11 protein-coding genes are annotated in these 13,671 nt (G+C 67.4%); 6 read left to right on the plus strand and 5 right to left on the minus strand.

Annotation, left to right across the window (positions count from 1 at the left end):
- Positions 1–76 precede the first annotated feature (76 nt).
- The 5 genes from nagA to SALB1_RS04010 are packed head-to-tail and all read right to left on the minus strand — an operon-like array spanning position 77 to position 5,454.
- Complete coding sequence (gene nagA, locus SALB1_RS03990) at positions 77–1,255, minus strand: N-acetylglucosamine-6-phosphate deacetylase (protein ID WP_109992676.1); 1,179 nt, start codon at positions 1,253–1,255, stop codon at positions 77–79.
- A complete protein-coding gene (locus SALB1_RS03995) occupies positions 1,255–2,304 on the minus strand; it encodes an SIS domain-containing protein (RefSeq protein WP_109992677.1) in 1,050 nt (349 codons plus the stop codon). Before SALB1_RS03995 ends, nagA begins: the two co-directional genes overlap by 1 nt.
- On the minus strand, positions 2,301–3,194 hold the full coding sequence (locus tag SALB1_RS04000; RefSeq protein WP_158590615.1) for a BadF/BadG/BcrA/BcrD ATPase family protein: 894 nt from the start codon (positions 3,192–3,194) through the stop codon (positions 2,301–2,303). Before SALB1_RS04000 ends, SALB1_RS03995 begins: the two co-directional genes overlap by 4 nt.
- Complete coding sequence (locus tag SALB1_RS04005) at positions 3,187–4,674, minus strand: sugar porter family MFS transporter (protein WP_370453243.1); 1,488 nt, start codon at positions 4,672–4,674, stop codon at positions 3,187–3,189. Before SALB1_RS04005 ends, SALB1_RS04000 begins: the two co-directional genes overlap by 8 nt.
- Before the next feature lie 30 nt (positions 4,675–4,704).
- Entirely contained in the window at positions 4,705–5,454 is a 750-nt protein-coding gene (locus SALB1_RS04010) for a GntR family transcriptional regulator (protein WP_109992680.1), read from the minus strand.
- Positions 5,455–5,667: 213 nt separating this feature from the next.
- Between SALB1_RS04010 and SALB1_RS04015 the strand changes: the two genes are divergently transcribed.
- The 6 genes from SALB1_RS04015 (at position 5,668) to astB (ending at position 13,665) form a co-directional block, all read left to right on the plus strand.
- Entirely contained in the window at positions 5,668–6,882 is a 1,215-nt protein-coding gene (locus SALB1_RS04015) for an aspartate aminotransferase family protein (protein WP_109992681.1), read from the plus strand.
- Positions 6,883–6,888: 6 nt separating this feature from the next.
- On the plus strand, positions 6,889–7,947 hold the full coding sequence (locus SALB1_RS04020; RefSeq protein ID WP_109992682.1) for an arginine N-succinyltransferase: 1,059 nt from the start codon (positions 6,889–6,891) through the stop codon (positions 7,945–7,947).
- Positions 7,941–8,996 (plus strand): arginine N-succinyltransferase, encoded by a 1,056-nt coding sequence (locus SALB1_RS04025; RefSeq protein WP_109992683.1) that lies wholly within the window; start codon positions 7,941–7,943, stop codon positions 8,994–8,996. The genes SALB1_RS04020 and SALB1_RS04025 overlap by 7 nt, the downstream gene beginning before the upstream one ends.
- Before the next feature lie 761 nt (positions 8,997–9,757).
- The gene (gene astD / locus SALB1_RS04030) at positions 9,758–11,257 is read left to right on the plus strand and encodes a succinylglutamate-semialdehyde dehydrogenase (protein WP_109992684.1); all 1,500 of its coding nucleotides are present in this window, start codon (positions 9,758–9,760) and stop codon (positions 11,255–11,257) included.
- Positions 11,258–11,381: 124 nt separating this feature from the next.
- Complete coding sequence (locus tag SALB1_RS04035) at positions 11,382–12,275, plus strand: dihydrodipicolinate synthase family protein (RefSeq protein WP_109992685.1); 894 nt, start codon at positions 11,382–11,384, stop codon at positions 12,273–12,275.
- Positions 12,276–12,288: 13 nt separating this feature from the next.
- The gene (astB, locus tag SALB1_RS04040; RefSeq protein WP_109992686.1) at positions 12,289–13,665 is read left to right on the plus strand and encodes an N-succinylarginine dihydrolase; all 1,377 of its coding nucleotides are present in this window, start codon (positions 12,289–12,291) and stop codon (positions 13,663–13,665) included.
- Positions 13,666–13,671: the final 6 nt, after the last annotated feature.

Below are 13,671 nucleotides of genomic sequence, written 5' to 3' on the forward strand. Positions count from 1 at the left end.
CCCTTCGCCACCGGCCGGGCGGATGCGCTCGCCGCCATCGTTCAACGTTGCGGCGGCAATCCCGCCGCCGAGCGGGTCACAACAGATTCACGAGCCCGCCCGGATCGTACGCGATCCGTCCGCGGCACACAGTCAACCGGACGCGCAGATCGGCATCCAATATCACCAGATCGGCATCGAAGCCCTCGGCGAGCGATCCCTTGCGATCGGCAATATCCAGATCGTGGGCGGCATTCGTACTGCTCATCGCGATGGCGTCGGCCAGCTCGCAACCGGTGAAATCGAGCAGATTGCGGAACGCGACATCGAAGGTAAGCACGCTGCCGGCCAGTGTGCCATTCGCGAGCCGCGCCTGGCCGTTGGCCACCGTCACCGGCTGCCCGCCCAGATCATAGTCGCCGTCGCCGAGGCCCTTGGCGCGCATGGCATCGGTGATCGCCATGAGCCGGTCGCGGCCGGCGGCGCGATAGGCGAGTTTGACCATGGCCGGCGTCACATGCAGCCCGTCGGCGATGATCTCGCTGCGCGCGGCCGGATGCGTCAGCAGTGCGCACGCCGCGCCCGGTTCGCGGTGGTGCAGCCCGTTCATGGCATTGAACAAATGCGTGCCGCGGTTCGCTCCCGCCGCGATCGCCGCCTCGGCCTGCGCCGCGCTGCAACTCGAATGGCCGATAGACGCGCGCACGCCCTGACCGGCCAGATGCGCGACCATTGCCTCGCCGCCGGGTTGTTCCGGCGCCAGCGTGACCACGCGGATACGGCCAGCTGCCGCCGCCTGCCAACGATCGAACCGGGCGATATCCGGGGCGATAATGTGATCGACCGGCTGGGCGCCGGCCTTGTTGCGATCCACAAACGGGCCTTCCAGATGTACGCCGAGCATCTCGGCGGCGCCGGGCCCGGATTCGAAATGCGCCGTCACGCCAAGTGCGGCTTCGATTGTAGCCGCCGGCCCGGTCATGGTGGTGGCCAGAAACGCGGTCGTGCCCTCGGCCGGCAAATAACCGGCGATACGGGCCAGCCCGTCGGCATCGCCATCCATCACGTCGGCGCCCATCGCGCCGTGGATATGGGCGTCGATAAAGCCGGGCACGACATGCCAGTCGGCGGGCAGATCGATAGCGGGCGCGTCCGAGTCAGGCGCCGCAATGCGCGTGCCGGCGATGGTGATCGCCTGCGGCTTCGTTGCCCCGCCATGAACCCGAGCCCGGCGCAACTGCCAGACGCGCTGCTCCTCGTTATCGGATGAACGCATCAATACGTACTCGTGACCTTGCGGACATTGGGCGGCTGATCGGGATCGTAACCGAGCGCCACCGCCCGGGCCTCCAACGCGCCGTAGCAGTCGAACGCCATCGCGATGGCATCGGTATACACATTACCGGTCGCTGGACGGCTCACGACCGACAGATACTCGGCCGGGGTCACATCCTCCAGGCCCGGACCGAGCAACGTGACGTTCGCTTCCAGTTCGGCCAGCCGATGGGCCGTGTCGATCAGGCCCGGCCGCGTGGCGTCATCCAGGCAGATAATGAGCACCGGCGTACCGCGCCCGACCAGCGTGAGCGGGCCGTGAATGAATTCGGCCGCCGAAAACGCCTCGGCCGGCGTGACACAGACTTCCTTGAACTTGAGCGCGACCTCGCGGGCGATGCCGAGGCTCACCCCGCGCCCGAGCACGAAGCCGGCCGAATCGAAGGCGGCGAGCGCCGATGCATCCAGCGGAGCCTGATTGTCACGCCGGTGGGCGAGTGTGGCCGGCAGGCGCTCGAGCGCGGCTTCCAGTTCGTGGTCGTCGGCCACGGTCGCGACCAGGCGGGCCGCGGCGGCCAGCGTGCCGAGATAGGTCTTGGTCGCGGCCACGGCCTTCTCGGGCCCCATGGCCAGATCGAGGGTGTGGGCCGCCGTGGCGGCGAGCCGGGATTCCGGGTCGTTGGTCAGCGCGAGCGTGAGCGCGCCGGTCGCGTTGGCCGCTTCCACCACGGCGTTGATGTCCGAGCCCGCCCCGGACTGCGAGATCGCCATCACCACCGCGCCGGCCAGCATGGGTTTCCGGCCGTAGACGGTGAACAGGCTGGGCGTGATCTCGCCGACCACGCGGCCAGCGCCCAGCCCGGCGGCCGCGGCAAAGAACGCCCCGGCGTGCGAAGAACTGCCGCGGGCCGTGACCCACCAGGGCGCATTCGGGCGCGCGGCCAGGTCGGCGGCGATCGCCGTGATCGCGTCGCGATTGGCGGCCCATTGAGCGGCCAGACGCTCGGGGGTTTCGAGCATCTCGCGCCGCATGAGAGTGGTCGAACTCATGAACCGGTCTCCGGTGAAGGGATGAAAGCATGACGGGCCATCAACGCAGCGCCGTGCGCACCGTCGTGAACGGGCCGCGTGGATCGCGCCTGCAGATCGGCATCGAGCCGCGGTGCGATGGTAGCGGCCAGGCCGCCGGTGAGTGCCAGCAGGAGATCGCGACGCTCACCGATGAGCGCGCGCGCCACCGCCGACACATGCCGCCCGGCCGCATCGAGCAACGCCTCCGCGCTCGCCTCTCTCTGGCTGGCGAGCTCCACCACGGCGCGTGCATAGCCGGCGAAATCGCCCGCCTGCGCGCTACACGCCCAGCCGGCGAGCGCGCCGGGGTCGTGGCTGAAATCCGCCAGCAGCCGATCGGCCAGCGCATCGTGCACCCGGCGCCCATCGGCCGCCGCCAGCGCATGGCCGACCGCCTCCATGCCAAGCCAGGCGCCGGACCCGCGATCGTCGTGCGGGAACCCCCAGCCCCCGGCGCGCGCCGTGGCCTCGCCGTCGCGACAGAAACCGACCACACCGGTACCGACCGACACGATCGCGCCGTTGCCGCCGTCGTGGGCGCCGGCACAGGCGATATGCGCATCCGAGACCACCTCGAGCGCGCCGCAGGCGGGTGCTGCCGCCACGAAGGCGCGATACGCCGGTGCGATCTCGGTACCGGCGATACCGACGACCACGCTCGCCTCAACCAGATCGAGCCCGGCCAGCGCATCAATGGCGCGGACCGTCTCGACGATGGTCGCCCAGCTCGTATCGGCGCGCCCGTTAAGGGTGGCGGCCGCGCCGTTGGCGGTGCCCAGCACCTGCCCCGCGGCGTCCAGCGCGACGACCCGCGTCTTGCTCGCGCCGCCGTCGACGCCGATGAATACGCGCAGCTCACAATCAGCCATGCGCTTCTCCCAGGAAATGGGTTTCGATCTCTTCCAGTTTGCGCCCCTTGGTCTCCGGCAAGGGGATGATCGCCACCAGCATGTAGACGAATACCGCGATTGCGAGCAATCCGAAGGCCCCGGCATAGCCGGCCACCGAGACGATATCCATGAACACCGCGGCCAGAATCGCCGACATCAGAGAATTGGCGAACAGTGCGACCGCCATGCCCTTGGCGCGGATCGCCAGCGGCAGCACTTCCGAGATCGCCAGCCACACCACGATACCCGGGCCGATGGCGAAGAAGACGACAAAGCCGATCAACCCGGCCAGCGTGGCATAGCCCTGGAACGCGGAGGCCGTAGTCAGCAAATGGATGAGCGCCATGAACGCCAGAGCGACCGTCGCCCCGGCCGTGCCCAGAATGAGCAGCGGGCGCCGGCCGACACGATCGATCAGCATCAGGCCGACGATGGTGACCACGAAGTTGGTCAGCCCGACCGTCACGCTGCCCAGCACCGCGGTCGCGCCGCCGGACAGGCCCGACTGGTCGAGGATCACGGTATTGAACTGCAGCAGCGTGTTAATGCCGGTGAGCTGGTTGAGCAGACCGATCGCCAAAGCCAGAAAGAAAGCGCGACGATAGCCCGGCGCCAACAACAGGGACCAGCGCGCGGCCACGCCTTCTTCATCGGTCTGCGCGGCCAGTTCGTTGAATGTGGATTCGGTCTCTGCGGCACTGTGCGTGCGGGCGAGCGCGGCGCGCGCTTCGCTCGGCCGGCCTTTCTTGATCAGCCAGCGCGGCGATTTCGGCAACGCCAGACCGAGCAGCACGAAGGCCACGGCCGGCGCAAGCGCGGTGATGAACATGGCCCGCCAGTCGCCGCTGGCGTTGAAGAAATAGCCGACCAGATAACCGGCCAGAATGCCGAAGGTCAGAAACAGCTGGAACAGCGTCACGCTGCGCCCGCGCACCGCCGGCGGCATGACCTCGACCAGATACAGTGGCACCACGATGGTCACCAGACCGACGCCAATGCCCTGAATCAACCGGCCGCCGAGCGCGCCGGCATAGCCGGCCGCCATGGCGGTCACGATCACGCCGATCGCGAATACGGCGCCCGAGATCAGCAGCGTCGCCTTGCGCCCGATCGCGTCGGCGATCGGGCCGCCGATGAGGGTGGCCAGCGAACCGCCGCCCAGCACCGCCGCCACAATCAGCGACATTTCCGAGGCAGACAGCGACAGCGCGCCCTTCATGAACACCAGCGCGCCGGCGATGATGCCGATGTCGTAGCCGTACAAAATGCCGCCGAGCGCGGCGATGGCGATCGCCAGCCAGGCCATGGCCGGCAGGCGGGTGGGCGAAAATGAGTCCTGTGTCGTTTCGATCATGTCTCTCCTCCGAGTACGAGGCGTTGTCGTTTCAGTTGTATCCGCGCTCTGTTTTGACGCGGTGTTCGCAGCCGCCGGGCCGCAACGCCCGACGCCGATGACAATCCGCCGCCCGCCGCGAGTGCGTCCGTTGGTTCAACCAGACGCCGGGCGCCGATGCAGCTCGACCATGAAGTCGTAGTAATGGGTACGGCAGTAGCTCACGCTCAGCTCCGCCGGCGAGCCATCGGCCAGATAGCTCGACCGGGTGACCGCGAGCAGCGCCTCGCCTTGGGGCACCGACACCAGTGCCGCGGTTTCGGCGTCGGCGTTGACCGCCGTGATGTGCTGCAACGCCCGCATGATCGGCCGGCCCAGATCCTCGAGCGTCTTGTACAGCGACGTCTCGACCGCTTCCGGTTCGGGCAAGACCGCCTCGGGCAGACAACTTTCTTCCACCGCCATGACCACATCGTCGGCCAGGCGGAGACGTTTCAGCCGCGCGACACGCGCGTTGCTGTGCAATCCCAGGCGAAACGCTTCTTCGCTGGTCGGCGAATCGATCCGCCGCGACAACCAGCGCGAGCTCGGCGTGAAGCCGCGCTGGGTCAGCAGTTCCGTGAAACTGGCGAGCCGGGTCAGCGGCTCATTGAACCGCGGCGCGATGAATGTGCCCGAGCCATGGGTGCGCCGGATCAAGCCGCGCTGCGCCAGCTGTTCGAGCGCCTTGCGCGCGGTGATGCGCGAAATATGCAGCACATCGGCCAGCGCCCGCTCGGATGGCAGCGCCTCGCCCGCCTGCCAGCGGCCCGCCTCGATCGCGTCGCCGAGTTGCCGCGAGAGTTGGTGATACAGCGGCGTCGCAATATCGGCATCGAGCATGATTCGGGAAAGGCGAGGATCCATGGCGCGTTTTCCAGGCGACGATTACGTACCAATATAAGCCCTCTAAAGGACCAGTAAAATACCAATTGGTCTTATACTGGTCTTTAACCCGTCGGCGGCGACCTGATTGTCATGCGTCATTGCTTTGCCGGCATCGGCCGTGCGTGACCCGGGCGTTACAAAGCGCGACAATACGGCGCTTACGCACTGGCCCGAACACCCGGATATCAAGCCATGGACTGGACGCCCTCCCGCGAAGACTTCGACCGCTACATGCTGCCCAATTACAATCCGCAGGCCGTCATCCCGGTCCGCGGCGAAGGCAGCCGGCTGTGGGACCAGAACGGCGATGAATACATCGATTTCGCCGGTGGCATCGCAGTCAATGGGCTCGGCCATTGCCATCCCGCGCTGGTCGAGGCGCTGACCATGCAGGGCCAGCAGCTCTGGCATCTGTCCAATGTCTATACCAATGAGCCGGCATTACGGCTGGCGAAGACGTTGGTCGAGTCCACTTTTGCCGACAAGGTGTTCTTTGCCAACTCCGGCGGCGAGGCCAACGAGGCGGCGCTGAAGCTGGCGCGCCGCTATGCCCACGACAAGTTCGGCGCACAAAAAGACAAGATCGTTTCGTTTCGCAGTTCGTTCCACGGCCGAACCTGGTTCACGGTCTCGGTCGGCGGCCAGGAGAAATACACCCAGGGCTTCGGCCCGGTGCCGGGGGGCATCGTCCACGGCGAGTACAACAATCTGGAATCGGCCCGTGAGCTGGTGGACGACCACACCTGCGCGATCATGGTCGAACCGGTGCAGGGCGAAGGTGGCGTGACGCCGGGCGATCCGGATTTCCTGGCCGGGCTGCGCCGGCTGGCCGACGCTCACGACGCCCTGCTGATCTTCGACGAAGTCCAATGCGGCGTCGGCCGTACCGGGCAGTTGTACGCCTACATGGGTTACGGCGTGACGCCCGACATCCTCACCAGCGCCAAGGCGCTGGGCGGCGGTTTCCCGATCGGCGCGATGCTGACCATCGACAAGGTGGCCGAGGTGTTCGTGGTCGGCACGCATGGCTCCACCTACGGCGGCAATCCGCTGGCCTGCGCGGTGGCGCTGGCGGCGGTCGAAACCATCGGCCGGCCGGACGTGCTGGCCGGCGTCGAGGATCGCGCGGCTATCTTTCGCGAAGAACTCGACCGCATCAACGCAAAATATGACTGCTTCGCCGACATTCGCGGCAAGGGGCTGTTGATCGGCGCCGAATTCAACGCGCGCTATCACGAGCAGGGCCGGGCGACACTGGCCGCCGCGATCAAGGAAGGGCTGATGCTTCTGGTCGCCGGGCCGAACGTGCTGCGCTTCGCCCCTTCGCTGATCATTCCCGAGGCCGATATCCGCGAGGGTATGGCCAAGCTGGACAGGGCCATCGGCACGCTCGAGGCGACCTCGTAGCCTGGCATGCTCATCGTTCGCCCCGGCCACCCGGATGATCTCGAGGCGTTGATGGCGCTGGCCGCCAACGCCGTGCCCGCGCTCACCAACTTCCCGGCCCATCGCGAACGGCTGGGCGAACGGCTCGCGGCCTCGCGCCACGCCCTCGAGGAATCGATCGCCTCGCCGGGCAGCGAGGTTTACACGTTCGTGCTGGAAGACCACGCCGGCGAGTCGCCGCGCGTGGTCGGCACGGCCAGCATTCGGGCCCGCGCCGGCGCGCGCGAAGCTTATTACACCTGGCGTCGCGAGACGCTGATTCACGCCTCGCAGCAGCTCGACGTGCGCCGCGAGGTCTCGATTCTGTCGCTCTCGCACGAACTGTCGGAATCCAGCCTGCTTTGCGCCTTTTCGATCGACCCGGCCTATCGCGGCGGGCCGGGCGAGCGCCTGTTGCGACGCGCACGGCTGTTGTTCGTCGCCCAGCACCCGGAGCGCTTCATGACCAACCTGGCCGTGGCCATGCCCGGGCACCTCGACGCCAACGGCGCCTCGCCATTCTGGGAATCGGTCGGCCGGCATTTCTTCGTGCGCGATTTCGGCGAAATCAACGAAATCGCCGGTGTTCATTCCAAGAGCTTCATCGCCGAGGTCATGCCGCCGTTTCCGCTCTACGAACCGCTGCTGAGCGAAACCGGTCGTGCCGCCATCGGCTCGATCCACGCCGCCCATGGTCCGGCGGCGGTCGATCTGCGCGATGAAGGCTTCACGCCGTCGCGGCACATCGATCTGTTCGACGGCGGGTTGTTGTTCGAAGCCCCCTTCCAACGCCTGCATTCGGTCCGCGGCAACCGCTGGCATCCGGTTCGGGTCGACAATCGCGTGGCGCACGGCGAGCACGGCGTGGCGCTGCTGGCGAATCAGGAAACATCCGCGTTCCGCTGTATCGCCGCACCGCACGCCTTGACCGCGACCGGCCAGCTGCGGCTCGCACCCGAGGGCGCCGACCGGCTGCACCTCGATACCGGGCGCGCCGTTCTGGCCGTCACCCTGCCCACGCTGGACGCGGAGGCCGGCTCATGTTGATTCGCCCGATCGAAACCGGCGATCTCGACGCCCTGCATGCCATCGCCATCGAAACCGGCGCCGGTTTCACCTCCCTGCCCGACAACCGCGATTTTCTGGCCCGGCACATCGCCGAAACCCGCGCCGCCTTCGACAAACCGGCCGACGATGCCAGCCTGGCCACCGACCCCGATCTGTATTTTTTCGTCCTCGAAGACGACAGCCTTGGCGATGCGCCGGTCGCCGACCGGATCGCCGGCTGCTGCGCGATCGAGGCCCGCGTCGGACTGGACGCACCGTTCTACAACTATCGTGTCGGCCGGCTGGCCCAGGCCTCCAAGCAACTCGATCTGAACCGCGTGATCGATACGCTGTTCCTGTCGTCCGATCACACCGGCGACGCCGAGGTCTGCTCGCTGTACCTGCGCCCGGCCTGGCGCAGCAAGGGCCAGCGCAACGGCACGCTATTGTCCCGCGTGCGCTGGTTGTTCATGGCCGCCTATCGCATGCGTTTTCCGGAACGCGTGCTGGCCGAAATGCGCGGGCGATTCGACGATGCCGACGTCAACCCGTTCTGGCAGGCGCTCGGTCAGCATTTCTTCCCGATCGATTTCCGCGACGCCGACCGGCTGACCGGTCTCGGCCAGAAATCGTTCATCGGCGAGCTGATGCCGCGCTACCCGATCTGCACCGCCATGCTGCCCGAGGCCGCCCGCGAGTGCATCGGCGCGGTCCACGAACAGACCAAACCGGCGCTGGCGATGCTCAACGCGCAAGGGCTGCGCTTCGAGGGCTATATCGATATCTTCGACGCCGGGCCGACGGTAGAAGCCTATCTCGACGACGTACGCGCCGTGCGCCACTCGCGTGAAGTCGAGGTCCGTATCGATGCCCGGGCCAACACGCCGGCCGCCCCCGTCACGCTGGCCGCCACCACCGGCGCCTGCGCGGATTTCCGGGCCGGCTGGATTGGCCGGGCGCCGGAAGAAGACGGCATCGCCGTGCATCCCGAGGAAGCGGCCCGGCTTTGCGTTGATGATGGCGCGCGGTTGCGTGTGCTGGGCGATTGATCGCATTGTCGGGCATGCGCGGCCAGCCAACGACTATGGCGACACCCATTGAACCGACATATCTTCGATCGCGCCGGGGTTTCGCGCTGATGCGCGAGTCACTTTCGTTTGCTTGTCCAAACGAAAGTAACCAAAGGAAAGGACACCCTGTCTTGCGCCGATGCTTCGCATCGGTCCCCTGCGCGGCTCCGACCGAAAGCGGACCGCCGGAAACTCGCCGCGCTGCGCGCGACTCAGACATCCGGCGGTCTTTTTCGCTTTCGGCCTCCACTGCTCGGCGCTGCGCCCAAGGGTGGAATACAAACCCGTTACTCCCAGTTGCGGGTGGGTTTGCCTGTATTCCATCCCGTTACACGGCGACGCGGACGCGCAGTGGCGACGGGTGTCCGGCGCACTGCGCCGGTGCGGCCAGCCTGTTTGAGCGTCGCCAAAGCGACGTGAGTTCTGGCCGCATCCCGTCGTCGCGAGCATCGGAGTGCACCGGCGCAGCCGGCGCCGATGCGGGTGCCTTTTGTTTTGGCTTGTTAACGAGAGCAAGCCGAAAAGTGGCTCGCACATCAGTGCGAAACCCAAAGTTTCGTCCAACGCCCAAGCCCTTTCGCGCTCCATCACTGGAAAATTGTCGCGCCGGAACATCCGCTCGAATCGCACGACTAACCCTGACTCAATTTCTCGCATCAACGCGAGCCCGGACCACAAGCACGTGCTCCAGCCTTGCTAGCCCTGTAGCCGAATAACCGACTGATCAAACCGGAGCCACCATGCCACTCCAAGCCAAACAACAACTCTTCATCAATGGCGCCTGGCAGCCCGGCAACGGCATGCCCCTGAACAAGACCGACCCGATCGCGCACACCACACTCTGGCAGGCCAACGCCGCCGACGCCGATCAGGTCGGCGCGGCCATCGCCGCCGCGCGCGCGGCCTTCCCGGCCTGGGCGCGCCGGCCCTTCGAGGAACGCGTGGCCGTCGTCGAAGCCTTCGGCCGGCAGCTCGAAGCCCACAAGGAAGACCTGGCGGTCTCCATCGCCCGCGAGACCGGCAAGCCGCTGTGGGAGGCCCGCACCGAAGTTGGCGCGATGATCGGCAAGATCGGCATTTCCCAGACCGCATATCACGAACGCACCGGCGAACGCGCCAAGGAGATCCCGGGCGGCCGGGCAGTGCTGCGTCATCGCCCGCATGGCGTGCTGGCCGTGTTCGGGCCCTACAACTTCCCGGGCCACCTGCCCAACGGCCACATCGTGCCGGCGCTGCTGGCCGGCAATACGGCCGTATTCAAGCCGAGCGAGCTCACCCCGGCCAGCGCCGATCTCACGCTCCAGTGCTGGGAAGCCGCCGGCCTGCCGCAAGGCGTGATCAATCTGGTGCAAGGCGAGAAAGCCGTGGGCCAGGCACTTGCGGGCCATGACGGCATCGACGGCCTGCTGTTCACCGGCTCGGCGGCCACCGGCCAATCGCTGCACAAGCAGTTCGGCGGCCGGGTGGACAAGATCCTGGCGCTGGAGCTGGGTGGCAACAATCCACTGGTGGTAGCCGAGGATAGCTACGACATTCCTGCGGCCGTGCTGACCATTATCCAGTCGGCCTATATTTCCGGCGGCCAGCGCTGCACCTGCGCGCGCCGCCTGCTCGTGCCCGAGGGCCGGACCGGCGATGCACTGATCGAAGCCCTCACGACCGCACTCGGCGATCTGTACGTGGGCGACCCGATGGACGAGAGCAATCCGCCCTTCTACGGCGGGCTCGCAACCCCGGCCGCGGCCGAGAAACTGGTGGCCGCCCAGGACGCTCTCGAAGCGCGTGGCGCCGTCGTGCGGGCCCGCGCAAATATCCTCGATCCCGGCACCAGCCTGCTATCGCCCGGCTTGATCGATGTCACCGGCCTCGAGACCGCCGACGTCGAGCACTTCGGCCCGCTGTTGACGATTCGTCGCACCAAAGATTGGGACGACGCCGTGGCCGAGGCCAACAACACGGCCTACGGTCTGGCCGCCGGCCTGATCGGCGGCGACGCCGCGCTGTGGGAAGACTTCCGTCTGCGCATCCGTGCCGGCATCGTCAACTGGAACCGCCAGACCACCGGCGCGGCCTCCGATGCGCCCTTCGGCGGCATCGGCGACTCCGGCAACCACCGCCCGAGCGCCTACTACGCCGCCGACTACTGTGCCTGGCCGATGGCTTCGATGGAGTCCGAGACCGTCGCGCTGCCGGAGAATCTGCCGAAGGGCGTGAACCTGTCGCGTATCGCCGCGCGATAACCGATATGGCCGCCTTGCCGCCACGAGGACTCGGCTATCGGCCGCGCTCGAGCGGCGCGTGGCGCCGCGTTGAGCGCCACTCTCAGAGCGGAGATTCGCCCCTCCATTCCCGAAGGAGGCTTGCATGTTCACCGGTCTGAGCGCTTTTCCGCTGACGCCGATGCGCGCGGAGCAACTGGACGAACGCGCCTTTGTCGGCTTGGTCGAGCGACTGGCGCAGGCCGGCGTCGACTCCATCGGCGCGCTGGGGTCGACCGGCAACTATGCCTACCTGGCGCGCAGCCAGCGCGCGCGGATCGCACGGCTGGCCTGCGAACACAGCGGCGATGTTCCCGTGATCATCGGCATCGGCGCCCTGCGAACCGCCGACGTACTCGCCTGCGCCGAGGACGCACAGGCCGCCGGCGCGCACGGTCTGCTGTTGCCGCCGATGTCGTATCAGCCGCTGCGCGAGTCGGAGGTGTTCGATCTCTACCGAACGGTCGCGGCATCGGTGTCGATACCGCTGTGCGTCTACGACAACCCGACCACCACGCGTTTCGCGTTCAGCGATCGGCTTTACGCACGGATCGCCGAGCTGCCGCGGGTCGGCTCGATCAAGATTCCGGCCGTGCCGGGCCGCGCCGACCAGGTGCGGGCCCGAATCGCGAATCTGCGCTCCGCTCTTCCGCTCGATGTGACCCTCGGAATCAGCGGCGACGCCTCGGCTGCCGCCGGCCTGAACGGCGGCTGCGATGCCTGGTATTCGGTCATCGGCGGCCTGTTTCCGGCCACCGCACAAGCGATTACACGCGCAGCTCTGGAGGGCAACGCGGCCGACGCAAGCCGTCTCTCTGAGGCACTCGCCCCGCTGTGGACGCTATACGCGCGCCATGGCGGCAGCCTGCGCGTGATCGCCACCGCTGCGGAAGTGCTCGGTCTCGTTGCACCAGACAGTCTGCCGCTTCCGCTCCAGAGCCTGAGTGGCGCCGATCGACAGGCCGTCGAGACGGCGCTGCAGGCACTCAATCTATGTTGATGGACACGCCAGAATGAACACATTCGCCCCGGACGCCACACGCGAAGTCAATTTCGACGGCCTGGTCGGCCCGACCCACAACTACAGCGGCCTGGCCCACGGCAATATCGCCTCGGCCAGCCATCGCGGCCTGATCTCGAATCCGCGCGAGGCCGCACTACAGGGCCTGGCCAAGATGAAGGCGCTGCACGACGCGGGTTTCGCCCAGGGCGTGCTGCCGCCGCAGCCGCGCCCGGCGATCGAAATACTGGCACAGCTCGGTTTCACCGGCAGCGCGGCGCAAATGCTGGCCGCGGCTCAGGCGGCCGATCCGGCCATCGTGCGCGCGATTTCCTCGGCGGCGGCGATGTGGACGGCCAATGCCGCCACCATCACCCCGTCATTCGATGCAGCGGATGGCCGCGTGCATTTCACCGCGGCCAACCTGCAATCGAGTTTTCATCGGGCGATCGAGGCGCCAACCACGGCTGCAGCACTGGCCGCCATCTTCGCCGACGACTCGCACTTCGCCCATCACCCGGTCTTGCCCGCCACGCCGGCCTTTTCCGACGAAGGTGCGGCCAACCACAGCCGCCTGTGCACCGCCTACGACGCGCCCGGCGTGCATCTGTTCGTTCATGGCCGCGACGGGCTGGATCGCGGCGAGACCACTCAGGCCGGCGCGAAGCGCTTCACGGCGCGCCAGACGCGGGAAGCCAGCGAGGCCGTGGCGCGCCAGCACGGGCTGGGTGCCGGGCAGTGCGTATTCGCCCGGCAAAGTGCCGAGGCGATTGATGCCGGCGTGTTTCATAACGACGTGATCGCGGTCGGCAACGGGCCCGTGCTGCTGTATCACGAGACGGCTTTTGCCGACGAAGAAACGGTACTGGCAGAACTGCGCGAGAAGATGGGCCGACTCGGCGCGACGCTCTGCCCGGTGCGCGTCGGCCGCAAGGCCGTACCGCTTGCCGATGCGGTGGCGACCTATTTGTTCAACTCCCAATTGCTGACCCGCGCCGACGGCTCGATGGTCGTGATCGTGCCGGCCGAATGCGAACGCAACCGGGCGGTGGCCGCCGAGCTGGATCGCATCGTGGCGGATGAGGCCAACCCGGTCGCCGAATACCGCGCCTACGACGTCAAGCAGAGCATGGACAACGGCGGCGGCCCCGCCTGTCTGCGCCTGCGGGTGGTGTTGTCGGCGGCCGAGCAGGCGGCGATGGCGCCCGGGGTCATGCTCGATGCGGCGCGCCACACACAGCTGACCGAATGGGTCCAGCGCCACTATCGCGACCGGCTGGCCCCGGACGACCTCGCCGACCCCGCCCTGCTCGACGAAAACCGCACCGCCCTGGACGAACTCACCAGCCTGCTCGGGCTCGGCGCGATCTACGCTTTCCAGCGCGCCTGACCGGGT

The organism is Salinisphaera sp. LB1 (assembly GCF_003177035.1).
GTDB lineage: Bacteria > Pseudomonadota > Gammaproteobacteria > Nevskiales > Salinisphaeraceae > Salinisphaera.

Coding starts and splice junctions, on each gene's coding strand:
- nagA (WP_109992676.1), bottom strand. CDS start 1,255: ATGCGTTCATCCGATAACGAGGAGCAGCGCGTCTGGCAGTTGCGCCGG.
- SALB1_RS03995 (WP_109992677.1), bottom strand. CDS start 2,304: ATGAGTTCGACCACTCTCATGCGGCGCGAGATGCTCGAAACCCCCGAG.
- SALB1_RS04000 (WP_158590615.1), bottom strand. CDS start 3,194: ATGGCTGATTGTGAGCTGCGCGTATTCATCGGCGTCGACGGCGGCGCG.
- SALB1_RS04010 (WP_109992680.1), bottom strand. CDS start 5,454: ATGGATCCTCGCCTTTCCCGAATCATGCTCGATGCCGATATTGCGACG.
- SALB1_RS04015 (WP_109992681.1), top strand. CDS start 5,668: ATGGACTGGACGCCCTCCCGCGAAGACTTCGACCGCTACATGCTGCCC.
- SALB1_RS04020 (WP_109992682.1), top strand. CDS start 6,889: ATGCTCATCGTTCGCCCCGGCCACCCGGATGATCTCGAGGCGTTGATG.
- SALB1_RS04025 (WP_109992683.1), top strand. CDS start 7,941: ATGTTGATTCGCCCGATCGAAACCGGCGATCTCGACGCCCTGCATGCC.
- astD (WP_109992684.1), top strand. CDS start 9,758: ATGCCACTCCAAGCCAAACAACAACTCTTCATCAATGGCGCCTGGCAG.
- SALB1_RS04035 (WP_109992685.1), top strand. CDS start 11,382: ATGTTCACCGGTCTGAGCGCTTTTCCGCTGACGCCGATGCGCGCGGAG.
- astB (WP_109992686.1), top strand. CDS start 12,289: ATGAACACATTCGCCCCGGACGCCACACGCGAAGTCAATTTCGACGGC.